At 41.1% G+C, this 16,897-nt stretch carries 14 protein-coding genes and 1 riboswitch; of the genes, 12 read left to right on the top strand and 2 right to left on the bottom strand.

Going from position 1 to position 16,897, the window contains the following annotated elements; genetic code table 11:
- Window positions 1–9: 9 nt before the first annotated feature.
- Window positions 10–112, top strand: a riboswitch (TPP riboswitch).
- A 68-nt stretch (window positions 113–180) separates the two neighbouring features.
- The 10 genes from SP4011_RS11205 (at window position 181) to SP4011_RS11160 (ending at window position 11,690) form a co-directional block, all read left to right on the top strand.
- Window positions 181–471 (top strand): thiamine-binding protein, encoded by a 291-nt coding sequence (locus tag SP4011_RS11205; RefSeq protein ID WP_000647659.1) that lies wholly within the window; start codon window positions 181–183, stop codon window positions 469–471.
- The gene (locus tag SP4011_RS11200) at window positions 434–1,192 is read left to right on the top strand and encodes an ABC transporter permease (protein WP_338619350.1); all 759 of its coding nucleotides are present in this window, start codon (window positions 434–436) and stop codon (window positions 1,190–1,192) included. The genes SP4011_RS11205 and SP4011_RS11200 overlap by 38 nt, the downstream gene beginning before the upstream one ends.
- A gap of 37 nt (window positions 1,193–1,229) precedes the next feature.
- Window positions 1,230–2,237 (top strand): ABC transporter substrate-binding protein, encoded by a 1,008-nt coding sequence (locus tag SP4011_RS11195; protein WP_061864811.1) that lies wholly within the window; start codon window positions 1,230–1,232, stop codon window positions 2,235–2,237.
- Complete coding sequence (locus SP4011_RS11190; RefSeq protein ID WP_338619348.1) at window positions 2,237–2,965, top strand: ABC transporter ATP-binding protein; 729 nt, start codon at window positions 2,237–2,239, stop codon at window positions 2,963–2,965. The genes SP4011_RS11195 and SP4011_RS11190 overlap by 1 nt, the downstream gene beginning before the upstream one ends.
- Before the next feature lie 118 nt (window positions 2,966–3,083).
- Entirely contained in the window at window positions 3,084–3,542 is a 459-nt protein-coding gene (locus SP4011_RS11185) for a CtsR family transcriptional regulator (RefSeq protein ID WP_338619347.1), read from the top strand.
- A gap of 1 nt (window position 3,543) precedes the next feature.
- A complete protein-coding gene (locus SP4011_RS11180) occupies window positions 3,544–5,976 on the top strand; it encodes an ATP-dependent Clp protease ATP-binding subunit (RefSeq protein WP_338619345.1) in 2,433 nt (810 codons plus the stop codon).
- Window positions 5,977–6,504: 528 nt separating this feature from the next.
- Window positions 6,505–7,158 carry a two-component system response regulator RR06 gene (gene rr06, locus SP4011_RS11175; RefSeq protein WP_338619344.1) on the top strand — a complete coding sequence of 218 codons (654 nt, stop codon included), beginning with the start codon at window positions 6,505–6,507 and terminating at the stop codon, window positions 7,156–7,158.
- Window positions 7,155–8,498, top strand: coding sequence for a HAMP domain-containing sensor histidine kinase (locus SP4011_RS11170; protein WP_338619342.1), 1,344 nt, complete (start codon window positions 7,155–7,157; stop codon window positions 8,496–8,498). The genes rr06 and SP4011_RS11170 overlap by 4 nt, the downstream gene beginning before the upstream one ends.
- A gap of 167 nt (window positions 8,499–8,665) precedes the next feature.
- The gene (locus SP4011_RS11165; protein WP_338619340.1) at window positions 8,666–9,193 is read left to right on the top strand and encodes an isoprenylcysteine carboxyl methyltransferase family protein; all 528 of its coding nucleotides are present in this window, start codon (window positions 8,666–8,668) and stop codon (window positions 9,191–9,193) included.
- A 76-nt stretch (window positions 9,194–9,269) separates the two neighbouring features.
- Window positions 9,270–11,690 carry an RICH domain-containing protein gene (locus SP4011_RS11160; RefSeq protein WP_338619339.1) on the top strand — a complete coding sequence of 807 codons (2,421 nt, stop codon included), beginning with the start codon at window positions 9,270–9,272 and terminating at the stop codon, window positions 11,688–11,690.
- Window positions 11,691–11,766: 76 nt separating this feature from the next.
- On the opposite strand, the gene dusB is transcribed toward SP4011_RS11160, so the two are convergent.
- Entirely contained in the window at window positions 11,767–12,747 is a 981-nt protein-coding gene (gene dusB, locus SP4011_RS11155; protein ID WP_000183308.1) for a tRNA dihydrouridine synthase DusB, read from the bottom strand.
- Window positions 12,734–13,606, bottom strand: a complete 873-nt coding sequence (hslO, locus tag SP4011_RS11150; protein ID WP_338619337.1) for an Hsp33 family molecular chaperone HslO — start codon at window positions 13,604–13,606, stop codon at window positions 12,734–12,736. The genes dusB and hslO overlap by 14 nt, the downstream gene beginning before the upstream one ends.
- Before the next feature lie 164 nt (window positions 13,607–13,770).
- Here hslO and SP4011_RS11145 point away from each other — a divergent pair, with 164 nt between their 5' ends.
- Together SP4011_RS11145 and glpK are read left to right on the top strand one after the other, a co-directional pair.
- Complete coding sequence (locus SP4011_RS11145; protein WP_338619335.1) at window positions 13,771–15,198, top strand: helix-turn-helix domain-containing protein; 1,428 nt, start codon at window positions 13,771–13,773, stop codon at window positions 15,196–15,198.
- Between the two features lie 159 nt (window positions 15,199–15,357).
- Entirely contained in the window at window positions 15,358–16,866 is a 1,509-nt protein-coding gene (gene glpK, locus SP4011_RS11140; RefSeq protein WP_049511829.1) for a glycerol kinase GlpK, read from the top strand.
- The last annotated feature ends 31 nt before the right edge of the window (window positions 16,867–16,897 follow it).

The raw sequence follows: 16,897 nt of genomic DNA, 5'->3' as shown, positions 1-16,897 counted from the left end.
TCATATATCTATATAATATATGGGAGTCTGTGTACAGTCTGAGAGGAAGTGTTAAACTTCGACCGCACCTGATCTGGGTAATGCCAGCGTAGGGAACGATACTTAGTCTATTCTTGACCTTTTCCATATATGGCAAAGGTTTTTCTTTTTGTCAAAGGAAAACGAGAAGAGGAGGTTTTTATGAAAGCAAGCATTGCCTTGCAAGTTTTACCCCTAGCGCAGGGGATTGATCGGATAGCTGTTATCGATCAGGTCATTGCTTACCTGCAAGCTCAAGAAGTGACCATGGTGGTGACACCATTTGAAACGGTCTTGGAAGGGGAGTTTGATGAGCTCATGCGTATTCTCAAAGAAGCGCTGGAAGTGGCAGGGCAGGAGGCAGATAATGTCTTTGCCAATGTCAAAATAAATGTAGGAGAGATTTTAAGTATTGATGAGAAACTTGAAAAGTATACTGAGACGACACATTAGTCTATTGGGCTTTCTGGGAGTCTTGTCAATCTGGCAGTTAGCAGGTTTTCTTAAACTTCTCCCCAAGTTTATCCTGCCGACACCTCTTGAAATTCTCCAGTCCTTTGTTCGTGACAGAGAATTTCTCTGGCACCATAGCTGGGCGACCTTGAGAGTGGCTTTATTGGGACTGATTTTGGGAGTCTTGATTGCCTGTCTCATGGCTGTACTTATGGATAGTTTAACTTGGCTCAATGACCTGATTTACCCTATGATGGTGGTTGTTCAGACTATCCCGACCATTGCCATAGCTCCTATCTTGGTCTTGTGGCTAGGTTATGGCATTTTGCCTAAGATTGTCCTGATTATCTTGACGACAACCTTCCCTATCATCGTCAGCATTTTGGACGGTTTTAGGCATTGCGACAAGGATATTCTGACCTTGTTTAGTCTGATGCGGGCCAAGCCTTGGCAAATCCTGTGGCATTTTAAAATTCCAGTCAGCCTGCCTTACTTTTATGCAGGTCTGAGGGTCAGTGTCTCCTACGCCTTTATCACAACAGTGGTATCTGAGTGGTTGGGAGGCTTTGAAGGACTAGGTGTCTACATGATTCAGTCCAAGAAACTGTTTCAGTATGATACCATGTTTGCTATTATTATTCTGGTATCGATTATCAGTCTTCTTGGTATGAAGTTGGTCGATATCAGCGAGAAATATGTGATTAAATGGAAACGTTCGTAGAATTAGAATGTTTCAAAAAAGAAAAGAGGAAATCAAAATGAAGAAAACATGGAAAGTGTTTTTAACGCTTGTGACAGCTCTTGTAGCTGTTGTGCTTGTAGCTTGTGGCCAAGGAACTGCTTCTAAGGATAACAAAGAGGCAGAACTCAAGAAAATTGACTTTATCCTAGACTGGACACCAAATACCAACCACACAGGGCTTTATGTTGCCAAGGAAAAAGGCTATTTCAAAGAAGCTGGAGTGGATGTTGATTTGAAATTGCCACCAGAAGAAAGTTCTTCTGACTTGGTTATCAATGGTAAGGCACCATTTGCAGTGTATTTCCAAGACTACATGGCTAAAAAATTGGAAAAAGGGGCAGGAATTACTGCTGTTGCAGCTATCGTAGAACACAATACATCAGGAATCATTTCTCGTAAATCTGACAATGTAGCTAGTCCAAAGGACTTGGTTGGTAAGAAATACGGAACTTGGAATGACCCAACTGAACTTGCTATGTTGAAAACCTTAGTAGAATCTCAAGGTGGAGACTTTGAAAAAGTTGAAAAAGTACCAAACAACGACTCAAACTCAATCACACCGATTGCCAATGGCGTTTTTGATACTGCTTGGATCTACTACGGTTGGGATGGAATTCTTGCTAAATCTCAAGGTGTAGAGGCTAACTTCATGTATTTGAAAGACTACGTTAAAGAATTTGACTACTACTCACCAGTCATCATCGCAAACAACGACTATTTGAAAGATAACAAAGAAGAAGCTCGTAAAGTCATCCAAGCTATCAAAAAAGGCTACCAATATGCTATGGAGCATCCGGAAGAAGCAGCTGATATTCTCATCAAGAATGCACCTGAACTCAAGGAAAAACGTGACTTTGTCATCGAATCTCAAAAATACTTGTCAAAAGAATACGCAAGCGACAAGGAAAAATGGGGTCAATTTGATGCAGCTCGCTGGAACGCCTTCTACAAATGGGATAAAGAAAATGGTATCCTTAAAGAAGACTTGACAGACAAAGGCTTTACCAACGAATTTGTGAAATAATGACAGAAATAAGACTAGAACACGTCAGTTATGCCTATGGTCAGGAGAGGATTTTAGAGGACATCAATCTGAAAGTCACTTCAGGTGAAGTGGTTTCCATCCTAGGCCCAAGTGGTGTTGGAAAGACCACCCTCTTTAATCTAATCGCTGGGATTTTAGAAGTTCAGTCAGGGAGAATTGTTCTTGATGGCGAGGAAAATCCTAAGGGACGCGTGAGTTATATGTTGCAAAAGGATTTGCTCTTGGAACACAAGACGGTGCTTGGAAATATCATCCTGCCCCTCTTGATTCAAAAAGTGGATAAGGCGGAAGCTATTGCTCGCGCGGATGACATTCTTGCGACCTTCCAGTTGACAGCGGTACGGGACAAGTATCCCCATGAACTCAGCGGTGGGATGCGTCAGCGTGTAGCCTTGCTTCGAACTTACCTTTTCGGGCACAAGCTCTTTCTCTTAGATGAAGCCTTTAGTGCCTTGGATGAGATGACCAAGATGGAACTCCACGCTTGGTACCTTGAGATTCACAAGCAGTTGCACCTGACAACCTTGATTATCACGCATAGTATCGAGGAGGCCCTCAATCTCAGCGACCGCATCTATATCTTGAAAAATCGCCCTGGTCAGATTGTTTCAGAAATTGATCTAGATTGGTCTGAAGATGAGGACAAGGAAGTCCAAAAGATTGCCTACAAACGTCAAATCTTGACAGAATTAGGCTTAGATAAGTAGAAAAAGTGGGAGTTGGTGAAGATTATCCTTTACCAGCGCCCTTTTTCTTTTAAAAATGAGAAAATTTCGGTATAATAGTCAAAGATAGTCAAGGTTTAAAGAGAGAGGTGGGTTTGTAATGAGATTTAAAAATACATCGGATCATATTGAGGCCTACATCAAGGCGATTTTAGATCAATCTGGTATCGTGGAGTTGCAACGTAGTCAATTGGCAGATACCTTTCAGGTTGTCCCTAGTCAGATTAACTATGTGATCAAGACACGATTTACTGAAAGTAGAGGCTACTTGGTTGAAAGTAAGCGTGGTGGCGGAGGCTATATTCGTATAGGACGGATTGAGTTTTCTAGTCATCATGAAATGCTCAGGGAGCTGCTTTACTCGATTGGTGAGCGGGTCAGTCAAGAAATTTATGAAGATATTCTGCAGCTTTTGGTTGAGCAGGAATTGATGACCAAGCAGGAGATGAATTTGCTAGTATCAGTAGCTTTGAATCGCGTTCTAGGAGAAGAAGCTCCAGTCCTTCGAGCTAATATGCTACGACAGGTCATACAAGAGGTAGATAGAAAAGGGAAGTAAGATGAACTATTCAAAAGCATTGAATGAATGTATCGAAAGTGCCTACATGGTTGCTGGCCATTTTGGAGCTGGTTATCTAGAGTCTTGGCACTTGTTGATTGCCATGTCCAATCACAGTTATAGTGTGGCAGGGGCAACTTTAAATGATTATCCATATGAGATGGACCGTTTAGAAGAGGTGGCTTTGGAACTGACTGAAACGGACTATAGCCAGGATGAAACCTTTACGGAATTGCCGTTTTCTCATCGTTTGCAGGTCCTTTTTGACGAAGCAGAGTATGTGGCGTCAGTGGTCCATGCTAAGGTGCTAGGGACAGAGCATGTCCTCTATGCGATTTTGCATGATGGCAATGCCTTGGCGACCCGTATCTTGGAGAGGGCTGGTTTTTCTTATGAAGACAAGAAAGATCAGGTCAAGATTGCTGCTCTTCGTCGAAATTTAGAAGAACGGGCAGGCTGGACTCGTGAAGACCTCAAGGCTCTACGCCAACGCCATCGTACAGTAGCTGACAAGCAAAATTCTATGGCCAATATGATGGGCATGCCGCAGACTCCGAGCGGTGGTCTTGAGGACTATACGCATGATTTGACAGAGCAAGCGCGTTCTGGCAAGTTGGAGCCAGTCATAGGTCGAGATAAGGAAATCTCACGTATGATTCAAATCTTGAGCCGTAAGACCAAGAACAATCCTGTCTTGGTTGGGGATGCTGGTGTCGGGAAAACAGCTCTGGCGCTTGGTCTTGCCCAGCGTATTGCTAGTGGTGATGTACCTGCGGAAATGGCTAAGATGCGCGTGTTAGAGCTTGATTTGATGAACGTTGTTGCAGGGACACGCTTCCGTGGTGACTTTGAAGAACGCATGAACAATATCATTAAGGATATTGAAGAAGATGGCCAAGTCATCCTCTTTATCGATGAACTTCACACTATCATGGGTTCTGGGAGTGGAATTGACTCAACTCTGGATGCGGCCAATATCTTGAAGCCAGCCTTGGCGCGTGGAACTTTGAGAACGGTTGGTGCCACCACTCAGGAAGAATACCAAAAACATATCGAAAAAGATGCAGCCCTTTCTCGTCGTTTCGCCAAAGTGACGATTGAAGAGCCAAGTGTGGCAGACAGCATGACCATTTTGCAAGGCTTGAAGGCGACTTATGAGAAACATCACCGTGTGCAAATCACAGATGAGGCGGTTGAAACAGCCGTCAAGATGGCTCATCGTTACTTGACTAGCCGTCACTTGCCAGACTCTGCTATCGATCTTTTGGATGAAGCAGCGGCAACAGTGCAAAATAAATCAAAGCATGTAAAAGCAGACGATTCTGACTTGAGTCCAGCTGACAAGGCCTTGATGGATGGCAAGTGGAAACAGGCAGCTCAGCTAATCGCAAAAGAAGAGGAAGTGCCTGTCTATAAAGACTTGGTGACAGAGTCTGATATTTTGACCACCTTGAGTCGCTTGTCAGGTATTCCAGTCCAAAAACTGACTCAAACTGATGCCAAGAAATACTTGAATTTGGAAGCTGAATTGCACAAACGTGTTATCGGTCAAGATCAAGCAGTTTCAAGCATTAGCCGTGCCATTCGCCGCAATCAGTCAGGGATTCGCAGTCACAAGCGTCCGATTGGCTCCTTTATGTTCCTAGGGCCTACGGGTGTCGGAAAAACTGAATTAGCCAAGGCTCTGGCAGAAGTTCTTTTTGACGACGAATCAGCCCTTATCCGCTTTGATATGAGTGAGTATATGGAGAAATTTGCAGCCAGCCGTCTCAACGGAGCTCCTCCAGGCTATGTGGGTTACGAAGAAGGTGGGGAGTTGACAGAGAAAGTTCGCAACAAACCCTATTCCGTTCTCCTCTTTGACGAGGTAGAGAAGGCCCATCCAGACATCTTTAATGTTCTCTTGCAGGTTTTGGATGATGGTGTCTTGACCGATAGCAAGGGCCGCAAGGTTGACTTTTCAAATACCATTATCATCATGACGTCAAATCTTGGTGCGACAGCTCTTCGGGATGACAAGACTGTCGGATTTGGGGCTAAGGACATTCGTTTTGACCAGGAAAATATGGAAAAACGCATGTTTGAAGAGCTGAAAAAAGCTTATAGACCTGAGTTTATCAACCGTATTGATGAAAAGGTGGTCTTCCATAGCCTTTCTAGCGACCATATGCAGGAAGTAGTGAAAATTATGGTCAAACCTTTAGTGGCAAGTTTGGCTGAAAAAGGTATTGACTTGAAATTACAAACTTCCGCACTGAAATTGTTGGCAAATCAAGGATATGACCCAGAGATGGGAGCTCGTCCACTTCGCAGAACCCTACAAACAGAAGTGGAGGACAAGTTGGCAGAGCTTCTTCTCAAGGGAGAATTAGAGGCAGGCAGCACACTTAAGATTGGTGTTAAAGCAGGCCAGTTAAAATTTGATATTGCATAAAAGAATAAAAGTATCAGCATCTGACCATAAGTCACAGTGGAGTGATACTCAATGAAAATCAAAGAGCAAACTAGGAAGCTAGCCGCAGGTTGCTCGAAACACTGTTTTGAGGTTGCAGATAGAGCTGACGTGGTTTGAAGAGATTTTCGAAGAGTATGAAACTAAAGCCTATAGCTTCTAAACGGTCTGTGGTTTTCACTATTCAACCCAAAATTCATATGTTTATTACCCTCCATCGTATTTGTCTTAGAGCGTGTGTAGTAGAGAAAGAGCAGTCTTATCTGAAATTTTTATCCTTTCAAAAGAGACCTGTTTCTTTTTTGCCTGTCAACCCCGTTCTAGCTTGTATTTGAAAAATCAAACTAAGCTGCAAGATGAATGATTTTCTTGTATTTACGTTGTTGTTGACAAAAAAGTAGCGGATAAATGAAATCCATTCCATTATCATAGATGATAGGCTGGTAGGAAATTTTCAAATAACATACAGGAAATAGATGTGTGAAGTTCCGGTAGTAGAAAGGGAGAAAGATGAACATTTTAGTTGCAGATGACGAGGAAATGATTAGAGAAGGAATTGCAGCATTTCTGACAGAAGAGGGTTATCATGTCATTATGGCTAAGGATGGACAAGAGGCCTTGGAAAAATTTCAAGATTTCCCTATCCATCTCATGGTACTGGATTTAATGATGCCTAGGAAGAGTGGTTTTGAAGTGTTAAAAGAAATCAATCAAGAGCACGATATTCCTGTCATCGTCTTGAGTGCTCTGGGAGATGAAACTACTCAGTCACAGGTATTTGATCTCTATGCTGATGATCATGTGACAAAGCCTTTTTCTTTGGTACTGCTTGCCAAGCGTATTAAAGCGCTTATCAGACGTTACTACGTCATAGAGGATCTTTGGCAATATCAGGATGTAACAGTGGATTTTACCTCTTACAAAGCACATTATAAAAATGAAGAAATCGATCTCAAACCAAAGGAATTATTGGTACTAAAGTGTTTGATTCAGCATAAAAATCAAGTTTTAAGTAGAGAGCAGATATTGGAAGAAATTTCAAAAGATGTAGCTGATTTACCTTATGATAGGGTCGTTGACGTCTATATTCGTACTCTTCGCAAAAAATTGGCTTTAGATTGCATTGTGACTGTGAAAAATGTTGGGTATAAGATTAGCTTATGATAAAAAATCCTAAATTATTAACCAAGTCTTTTTTAAGAAGTTTTGCAATTCTAGGTGGTGTTGGTCTAGTTATTCATATAGCTATTTATTTGACCTTTCCTTTTTATTATATTCAATTGGAGGGGGAAAAGTTTAATGAGAGCGCAAGAGTGTTTACGGAGTATTTAAAGACTAAGACAGCTGATGAAATTCCAAGCTTACTCCAGTCTTATTCAAAGTCCTTGACTATATCTGCTCACCTTAAAAGAGATATCTTAGATAAGCGGCTCCCTCTTGTGCATGACTTGGATATTAAAGATGGAGAGCTATCAAATTATATCGTGATGTTAGATATGCCTGTTAGTACAGCAGATGGTAAACAGGTAACGGTGCAGTTTGTGCAGGGAGTGGATATCTACAAAGAAGCAAAGAATATTTTGCTTTTGTATCTCCCATATACATTTTTGGTTACAATTGCTTTTTCCTTTGTTTTTTCTTATTTTTATACGAAACGCTTGCTCAATCCTCTTTTTTACATTTCAGAAGTGACTAGTAAGATGCAAGATTTGGATGACAATATTTGTTTTGATGAAAGCAGAAAAGATGAAGTTGGTGAAGTTGGAAAACAGATTAATGGTGTGTATGAGCACTTGTTGAAGGTTATTCATGAGTTGGAAAATCGCAATGAGCAAATTGTAAAATTGCAAAATCAAAAGGTTTCCTTTGTCCGTGGAGCATCACATGAATTAAAGACACCTCTAGCTACTCTCAGGATTATCTTAGAAAATATGCAATATAATGTGGGAGATTATAAAGATCATCCTAAGTATCTTGAAAAGAGTATTGATAAAATCGATCAGATGAGTTTCTTGCTAGAGGAAGTGTTGGAATCTTCTAAATTTCAAGAATGGACAGAGTGCAGTGAGATTTTAATGGTAAATACCGTTTTGACAGATGTTTTGTCTCGATACCAGGAATTGGCATTTTCTAAAAATCTTGTGATTGATAATCAGTTGACTACTGATACAAAAGTAAGGATGAGCTTGAAGGCTTTGGATAAAGTCTTGACAAATCTTATCAGTAATGCTATTAAGTACTCAGATCAATCTGGCATTGTGACTATTTCTGAGCAAGATGGTTATCTTTCTATTAGGAATACATGTGCTCCTTTGAATCAGGAAGAGTTAGAACATTTATTTGATATTTTTTACCATTCACAAATTGTAACAGACAGAGAAACAGGATCAGGATTGGGTCTTTATATTGTTAAGAATATCTTAGAAAGTCATCGTATGTCCTATAGTTTCTTGCCTTATGAACAAGGGATGGAATTTAAAATCTGCTTGTTACCAGATAGTTAGCTTTAGTAATACTCTTTTCTTACTTGAGGATGATTTGAAGAAGTATAGTTTGAATGGTAGTGATAGAGTAAATCAAAGAACGGAATCAGTTTTCGTTCTTTTTCTTTTTCAATTCATATTGGGTTAACATAGAGATGTTACAGTAGTGGTAAAGAAAGGGGATTGTGATGATAGCAATAATCATTATCTGTGTATTTTTAATTCGCTTGTTGTTCCTAAAGAAATCAATTGCAAATGAAGAACGGCTTCGTAGGGATGGTGGGCGAGAATTTGGCATTAAAAATACCAAACGTCTTACCTTGGTTCATATTGTTTTTTATCTGGCTTGTTTTATGGAAGCCCTAGTCTATCGACCGTCTTTCAATATGATGAGTGTTGTGGGTTTGGTGCTCCTGATATTTTCTATGTTGATGTTACTACTTGTTATTCATCTGCTTGGGGATATTTGGACAGTCAAGTTGATGTTAGCACCGAATCATAAGTTTGTGGATCATGTCTTATTTAGGACAGTAAAACATCCCAATTACTTTTTAAATATCCTTCCTGAGTTGATTGGCTTGACCTTGCTGAGTCATGCCTATATGACTTTTGTTTTAGTTTTTCCAGTTTATGCAGTTATTTTGTATCGACGAATAGCTGAAGAGGAAAAGTTATTACATGAAGTTATAATTCCAAATGGAAGCATAAAGAGATAAATACAAGATTCGATTCATATACAGTTCATATTGAAATGATATAGTAGTGTTAAGAAAAATATTGGAGGAAATAATTATGTTTGCATCAAAAAGTGAGAGAAAAGTACGTTATTCAATTCGTAAATTTAGTATTGGAGTAGCTAGTGTAGTAGTTGCTAGCTTGTTCTTAGGAGGAGTAGTCCATGCAGAAGGGGTTGGAGGTGGGAATAACCCTATGGTTACATCTAGTGGGCAAGATAGGTTGAAGGAATATAGACAGCAGTTGATAAAAGAATTGGAAGATACGGATCTATCTAGTGATAGAAAAGCTGACTATAGAAAACAAATTGAAACAGAGACAAATCCTCAAAAGTTGGAGGAAATAGAGAATAATTTTCATAATGAAAGTCGGATAGATCATGATCAAGCTGTTGACCAAGCTAGCACTAGTTTGTCTATGTATATGACTAACCTTCTAAATGAATTAGATAGTTCTGCTTCTGGATTTGAAGGGGTTCTCAAGCAAGCTATGGAAATTGTAAAAGAGTATCAACGTAAATTTGGTGAAGATCACAATAGAAAAGAAATAGAGCAACTGCAACAAGAGGGGCAAACGAAGCTAGATAAGTTGGTAGAGGACTTTAAGAATAGTTTATCAAATCAACAAAGTAAACCATCAGGAAATTCTAATTCTTCTAATGGTAGAGGTGATACGACTAAGCCTGCGAATCAAGGATTAGATTCTGATTCACCTTCTGGAAAAGAACATAATAATCCAACTCCACCAAAAGTAGAAAATCAAGGAGGAAATATAGTTTCTACTGAAAAAACTACGGAGACAAATCTTAAAGAAGCTAAAGAAACAGCTAAAACAACTTTGGATAATTATATGCTTACTCGTTTAAAACAGGAAAATGGAGGAGTTTTTTGGTTTACAGATCTTTTAAGAGAATCCAAAGAATCTGTAGAGAAGTATAAAAGGATGTTTGATGAGGCTTCGAGTAAAGAAAAAGTGGAAAACCTAGTGAAAGAAGCTGAACAGGAGATAGAAGCTCTAGTTGTTAAACATAAGGGACGAGAAATCAGCTTAGAGCGAGATAAGGCAAAGGCTGCAGTTACTAAACATCTAACAGGCTTATTGGATGACATCAAGAAAAATTTAGAAAAAGATCATCATATCAATACTGTAGAGCTAATTAAAAATCTAAAAGATATTGAAAAAACGTATTTGCATAAATTAGATGAATCAACCCAAAAAGCCCAACTAAAGAAACTGGTGGCAGAGAGTCAATCAAAACTAGATGAAGCTTTGTCTAACTTTAAAAAAGGCTTATCTTCTTCGTCAAATTCAGGATCCTCCACTAAACCAGAAACTCCAGAAAAATCAGAAGAACCTGCTCCAAGCAAACCTGCTGAAAAAGAGCAGACCCCATCAGGAAGCACTGCAGGAAGACACTCCGGTTCCACCAGCTCTTCAGGAAGTTCTAGTGCTTCCACTAAACCAGAAACTCCAGAAAAATCAGAAGAACCTGCTCCAAGCAAACCTGCGGAAAAGGAGCAGAATCCATCAGATTCAACCACAGGAAGACACTCCGGTTCTACCAGCTCTTCAGGAAGTTCAAGTGCTTCCACTAAACCAAAATCTCCAGAAAAACCAGAGCGACCTGCTCCAAGCAAACCTGCTGAAAAAGAGCAGACCCCATCAGGTTCAGCCACAGGAAGACACTCCGGTTCCACTAGCTCTTCAGGAAGTTCAAGTGCTTCCACTAAACCAAAATCTCCAGAAAAAGAGCAAGAAGTAGAACCATCTACCCCAAGTAAACCATCAGGAAACGAGACAAATTCTTCATCTCCTACCAGATCTAACAGTCTTTCTCCTACTCTCTCATCTCAACCGACATCTACTGTTCAAAAGGTATTTACAACTCAAAATGGAAATGCCAAGATTACTGTTATGTTTGAAACTGCTACAGAAGCAGACTCTGTCAATCTTAAAGAGGTAACAACAAAAGAAATGATTGATAATGTTACCCGTCAAACAGGGCAAGGAACAGTGCGCATATTTGATATTTCCCTTTCAAAAGATGGAAAAGAAACCCATGTGAAGGGAGAGAGAGTAGTTCGTCTTGCAATTGGTAATATTGATTCTGAGATTCAAGTTTACCATGTGAAAGAAAATGGAGAGTTGGAGTTGCTCCCATCAACAGTTGAAAATGGGCAAGTCGTTTTCAAAACGAGTCATTTCAGCTTATTTGCGATCAAAACACTTCCTAAAAAACAAATGGCTACCGAGCCAGAGGCAAATAGGGAAGGAAAAACTCAATCTGATGATAAGGAAATGGTTCTTCTTGCTGATAAAGCAAATCAAATGAGTGAAAATCATTCAAATTCAGATAAAAAAGATAAGCAAGCGCTCCCATCAACTGGAACAATGTCAACGTTGTTTATGGAATTCTTAGGTCTTATATCTTTAGTAGGTGTTTATCTATTAAAAGGAAAAAAGACGGAGAATGACTAATTTCATATAGATATTGCTTGCCTGTATAAATCAAAGAAAACCCGTAACCTTTAAGAGAGTTACGGGTTTTGGTCTATTAAGCCTTATCCAACTGCAAGAGTGCTTCAATCTCTGCTAGGGTGCTAGCTTGTGAAATAGCTCCACGGAGTTTGGCAGCGCCAGATGTTCCACGGAGGTAGTGAGGAGCGAGGCCACGGAATTCACGAACTGCGACGTTTTCCCCTTTGAGGTTAATCAAACGTTTCAAGTGTTCATAGGCGATTTTCATCTTATCTTCAAAGGTCAAATCAGGTAGGATTTCTCCTGTTTCAAAGTAATGGTTGATTTGGTTGAAGAGGTAGGGATTTCCCATGGCAGCGCGGCCAATCATGACTGCGTCAGCACCAACTTCTTCGATGCGTTGTTTGGCTTCTTGGACAGTACGGATATCACCGTTGGCGATAAATGGAATCTTGGTGAGGGCCTGGGCAACCTTATGAAGGGTCTCAAGGTCTGCGTGGCCTGTGTACATTTGTTCACGGGTACGACCATGCATGGCGAGGGCAGAAACACCTGCAGCTTCAGCAGCCAGGGCATTTTCTACTGCAAGAGATGGATCAGCCCATCCGGTACGCATTTTGACAGTAAGGGGGATATCAAGGACAGACTGGACCTTGTTGATGATAGAGTAAATCTTGTCTGGATCCTTGAGCCACATAGCACCAGCTTCGTTCTTCACGATTTTATTAACTGGGCAGCCCATGTTGATATCCACGATATCGGTTTTGGTGTTTTCTTGGATGAATTCTGCTGCGCGTGCTAGGCTGTCTTCATCACTACCAAAAAGTTGGATAGAGACAGGGTTTTCGCCCTCATCGATATGAAGCATGTGCAGGGTTTTTTCGTTGTTGTATTGGATTCCCTTGTCAGAGACCATTTCCATGACAACGAGTCCCGCTCCGAGCTCTTTTGCGATGGTACGAAAGGCTGAGTTGGTCACGCCAGCCATAGGCGCTAGAACGGTACGATTGGGAATCTCAACATTGCCAATCATAAAAGGTGTATTAAGATTTGTCACGAATGAGTTCCTCCAGGTCGTTTTCATCAAGGTTGTAAGTAGTTTGGCAGAATTGACAAGTGATTTCTGCCCCGTGGTCTTCCTCTTTCATTTCCTGTAAGTCTGAGCTTGGAAGGCTAGCAAGAGCGTTCATAAAGCGCTCATGGCTACAGTCACATTGGAAACGGATTTCTTCTTCAGAAAGACGCTTGTAGGTCTCGTCCCCGTAGATAGCCTTGAGAAGGGCTTCGATATGGTCTTCACTTTCGAGAAGCGTTGAGATAGCTGGCATTGCTTGGATGCGTTTTTCAAAGCGAGCAATCTCTTCTTCCTTGGCTCCCGGCAAGACTTGAACTAGGAAACCACCAGCAACCTTGACCTTGTCTTCTTCGTCTAAAAGGACATTGAGGCCGATTGCTGAAGGCGTTTGTTGGCTTTCAGTCAGGTAAAAGGCAAGGTCTTCACCGATTTCCCCAGAAATGAGGGGAGTCATAGAGTTGTAAGGATTTCCCGTACCGTAGTCTGTGATAACGAGAAATTGACCATTTCCAACAAAAGGTCCGACTAGAACTTCACCAGTTGCAGTCTTTTTGATGTCAACACCAGGATTTTGAACATAGCCTTTGACGTTCCCCTTGGTATCAGCGACCGTGATAATGGCACCTAGAGAGCTAGATCCCAGTACCTTCACTGTTAGTTTAGTATTTCCTTTTTCATTGGCTGCGAGAATCTGGCTAGCTATAAGAGTTCGACCAAGCGCTACAGTTGAGCTAGCTTGGGTTTGGTGTTTTTCTTGAGCAGTGCGGACGGTTTCAGTGCTATCAAGGACAAAAGCACGAAAGGCGCCACTTTCTGATATAGTTTTAATAATTTTATCCATAGCTACTATTTTAGCATAAAAATGCCCAAAGAGGGAGCCGTGTGTTTGCTGATTTTCAGGATAATGGACCATGAAATCAGCAGGAAAATAAAAAGAGAAACAGATTATTTCAGCATTTGTAAGATTTATGCTATGCTTAAGGTAGAAAATGAAAGGGGTAACAAATGTATTTAGGAGACTTGATGGAAAAGGCTGAATCTGGCCAATTTTCAATTCTTTCCTTTCTATTACAAGAGTCTCAGACGACCGTCAAGGCTGTAATGGAGGAAACAGGATTTTCAAAAGCAACCCTAACCAAATATGTCACCCTGCTCAATGATAAGGCTTTGGATAGTGGCTTAGAGCTGACTATTCACTTAGAAGATGAAAATCTGCGTCTGTCTATCGGTCCAGCTACCAAGGGGAGAGATATTCGGAGCTTGTTTTTGGAGAATGCTGTTAAATACCAGATTCTTGTTTATCTTCTCTACCACCAACAGTTTTTAGCCCATCAGCTGGCTCAAGAATTGATGATTAGTGGGGCGACGCTTGGCCGTCACTTAGCTAGCTTAAATCAGATTTTGTCAGAATTTGATTTATACATCCAAAATGGACGGTGGCGAGGCCCAGAGCATCAGATTCGCTATTTCTATTTCTGTCTTTTCCGCAAGGTCTGGTCGAGTCAGGAGTGGGAAGGTCACATGCAGAAACCAGAGAGAAAGCAGGAAATTGCCAGTTTAGAAGAAATCTGCGGTGCAAGTTTGTCTTCGGGGCAGAAATTGGACTTGGTTCTCTGGGCTCATATCAGTCAGCAACGTCTTCGGGTCAATGCCTGTCAGTTTCAAGTCATAGAAGAGAAAATGCGAGGGTATTTTGACAATATTTTCTACCTTCGTTTGCTGAGAAAGGCTCCGTCCTTTTTTGCTGGGCAACACCTTCCTCTAGGGACTGAAGATGGGGAGATGATGATTTTCTTCTCTTTCCTCCTATCCCATCGGATTCTTCCTCTTCATACTATGGAGTACATACTTGGTTTTGGAGGGCAGTTGGTAGATTTGCTGACGCAATTGATTCAAGAAATGAAGAAAGAGGAGTTGCTGGGGGATTATACAGAGGACCATGTCACCTATGAACTCAGTCAGCTTTGTGCTCAAGTCTATCTCTATAAGGGCTATATTTTACAGGACCGCTACAAGTATCAGTTAGAGAATCGTCATCCTTATTTGCTGATGGAACATGATTTTAGGGGAACGGCAGAGGAGATTTTTCATGCTCTACCGGCCTTTCAGCAAGGTACGGATTTGGATAAGAAGATTCTCTGGGAATGGCTGCAGTTGATCGAATATATGGCTGAAAATGGTGGCCAGCATATGCGGATTGGTCTGGATTTGACATCAGGTTTTCTTGTCTTTTCAAGGATGGCAGCCATTTTGAAACGGTATTTGGAATACAATCGTTTTATTACCATTGAAGCCTATGACCGAACTCGGCATTATGATTTGCTGGTTACCAATAACCCGATTCATAAGAAGGAACAGACACCAGTCTATTATTTAAAAAACGACTTGGATATGGAAGATTTGGCAGGGATTCGTCAGATATTATTCACTTAAAAGGCTTGGTTGTTCCAGGTCTTTTTTGTGAAATTTACACAATCTCCTCACATTTTTTTAAAAATTAAAAAAAGTTGATAAACAAGAAAGCGCTTTATTTTGTATACTAGTTAGTGTAAAGAGGAGACATCCTCAAGATCATTATCAGGAGGACAGAACATGTCACAAGAAAAATACATTATGGCCATTGACCAGGGAACTACAAGTTCTCGTGCCATCATTTTTAATAAAAAAGGAGAAAAGGTCAGCTCTAGCCAAAAAGAGTTTACTCAGATTTTCCCTCAGGCAGGTTGGGTAGAGCACAATGCCAATGAAATTTGGAATTCCGTCCAGTCTGTTATTGCGGGTGCTTTCATCGAAAGTGGTGTCAAGCCAAATCAAATCGAAGCAATCGGGATTACCAACCAGCGTGAAACAACTGTCGTCTGGGATAAGAAAACAGGACTTCCTATCTACAATGCTATCGTTTGGCAGTCACGCCAGACAGCTCCTTTGGCTGAACAACTAAAAAGTCAAGGTTATGTGGAAAAATTCCATGAAAAGACTGGTTTGATCATCGATGCTTACTTCTCTGCTACCAAGGTTCGTTGGATTTTAGACCATGTAGAAGGAGCTCAAGAGCGAGCAGAAAAAGGGGAATTGCTCTTTGGTACCATTGATACTTGGTTGGTTTGGAAATTGACTGACGGTGCGGCTCACGTGACCGACTACTCAAATGCAGCCCGTACCATGCTTTATAACATTAAAGAACTCAAATGGGATGATGAGATTTTGGAAATTCTCAACATTCCTAAGGCTATGCTTCCGGAAGTTCGTTCTAACTCTGAAATCTACGGTAAGACAGCGCCATTTCATTTCTACGGTGGAGAAGTGCCAATCTCAGGTATGGCTGGGGACCAACAAGCAGCCCTCTTTGGACAGTTGGCCTTTGAACCTGGTATGGTTAAAAATACTTATGGAACAGGTTCTTTCATCATCATGAATACTGGGGAAGAGATGCAGTTGTCTGAGAACAATCTTTTGACAACCATTGGTTACGGAATCAACGGCAAGGTTTACTATGCCTTGGAAGGTTCTATCTTCATCGCAGGAAGTGCCATTCAATGGCTTCGTGATGGACTTCGCATGGTTGAAAATTCACCAGAATCTGAAAAATACGCTCGTGATTCTCACAATGATGATGAAGTTTATGTAGTTCCAGCCTTTACAGGACTAGGAGCACCATACTGGAACCAAAATGCTCGCGGCTCTGTCTTTGGTTTGACTCGTGGAACAAGTAAGGAAGACTTTATCAAGGCAACTCTTCAATCTATCGCTTATCAAGTGCGTGACATCATCGACACCATGCAAGTGGATGCTCAGACAGCTATCCAAGTCTTGAAGGTGGATGGTGGTGCAGCTATGAACAACTTCCTCATGCAGTTCCAAGCTGACATTTTGGGAATCGATATCGCACGTGCCAAAAACTTGGAAACAACAGCTCTAGGTGCGGCCTTCCTAGCAGGTTTGTCAGTAGGTTACTGGAAAGACTTGGATGAGTTGAAACTCTTGAACGAGACAGGAGAACTTTTTGAGCCATCGATGAACGAATCGCGCAAGGAACAACTCTACAAGGGCTGGAAGAAGGCTGTGAAAGCAACGCAAGTCTTTGCGGAAGTAGACGACTAATACTGGCAGAATAAAGCGACTCAGTTAGAAA

Source organism: Streptococcus parapneumoniae (genome assembly GCF_037076355.1).
GTDB classification, from domain to species: domain Bacteria; phylum Bacillota; class Bacilli; order Lactobacillales; family Streptococcaceae; genus Streptococcus; species Streptococcus parapneumoniae.
Note: the sequence above shows the minus strand (reverse complement) of the source record. Positions and strands in the feature narration are given on the sequence as shown.

What these genes read in the sequence shown, in the direction of transcription:
- SP4011_RS11165 (WP_338619340.1), top strand. Translation starts at nt 8,666, where the DNA reads ATGATAGCAATAATCATTATCTGTGTATTTTTAATTCGCTTGTTGTTC.
- SP4011_RS11160 (WP_338619339.1), top strand. Translation starts at nt 9,270, where the DNA reads ATGTTTGCATCAAAAAGTGAGAGAAAAGTACGTTATTCAATTCGTAAA.
- SP4011_RS11180 (WP_338619345.1), top strand. Translation starts at nt 3,544, where the DNA reads ATGAACTATTCAAAAGCATTGAATGAATGTATCGAAAGTGCCTACATG.
- SP4011_RS11185 (WP_338619347.1), top strand. Translation starts at nt 3,084, where the DNA reads ATGAGATTTAAAAATACATCGGATCATATTGAGGCCTACATCAAGGCG.
- hslO (WP_338619337.1), bottom strand. Translation starts at nt 13,606, where the DNA reads ATGGATAAAATTATTAAAACTATATCAGAAAGTGGCGCCTTTCGTGCT.
- SP4011_RS11190 (WP_338619348.1), top strand. Translation starts at nt 2,237, where the DNA reads ATGACAGAAATAAGACTAGAACACGTCAGTTATGCCTATGGTCAGGAG.
- rr06 (WP_338619344.1), top strand. Translation starts at nt 6,505, where the DNA reads ATGAACATTTTAGTTGCAGATGACGAGGAAATGATTAGAGAAGGAATT.
- SP4011_RS11195 (WP_061864811.1), top strand. Translation starts at nt 1,230, where the DNA reads ATGAAGAAAACATGGAAAGTGTTTTTAACGCTTGTGACAGCTCTTGTA.
- SP4011_RS11200 (WP_338619350.1), top strand. Translation starts at nt 434, where the DNA reads ATGAGAAACTTGAAAAGTATACTGAGACGACACATTAGTCTATTGGGC.
- SP4011_RS11170 (WP_338619342.1), top strand. Translation starts at nt 7,155, where the DNA reads ATGATAAAAAATCCTAAATTATTAACCAAGTCTTTTTTAAGAAGTTTT.
- glpK (WP_049511829.1), top strand. Translation starts at nt 15,358, where the DNA reads ATGTCACAAGAAAAATACATTATGGCCATTGACCAGGGAACTACAAGT.
- SP4011_RS11205 (WP_000647659.1), top strand. Translation starts at nt 181, where the DNA reads ATGAAAGCAAGCATTGCCTTGCAAGTTTTACCCCTAGCGCAGGGGATT.
- SP4011_RS11145 (WP_338619335.1), top strand. Translation starts at nt 13,771, where the DNA reads ATGTATTTAGGAGACTTGATGGAAAAGGCTGAATCTGGCCAATTTTCA.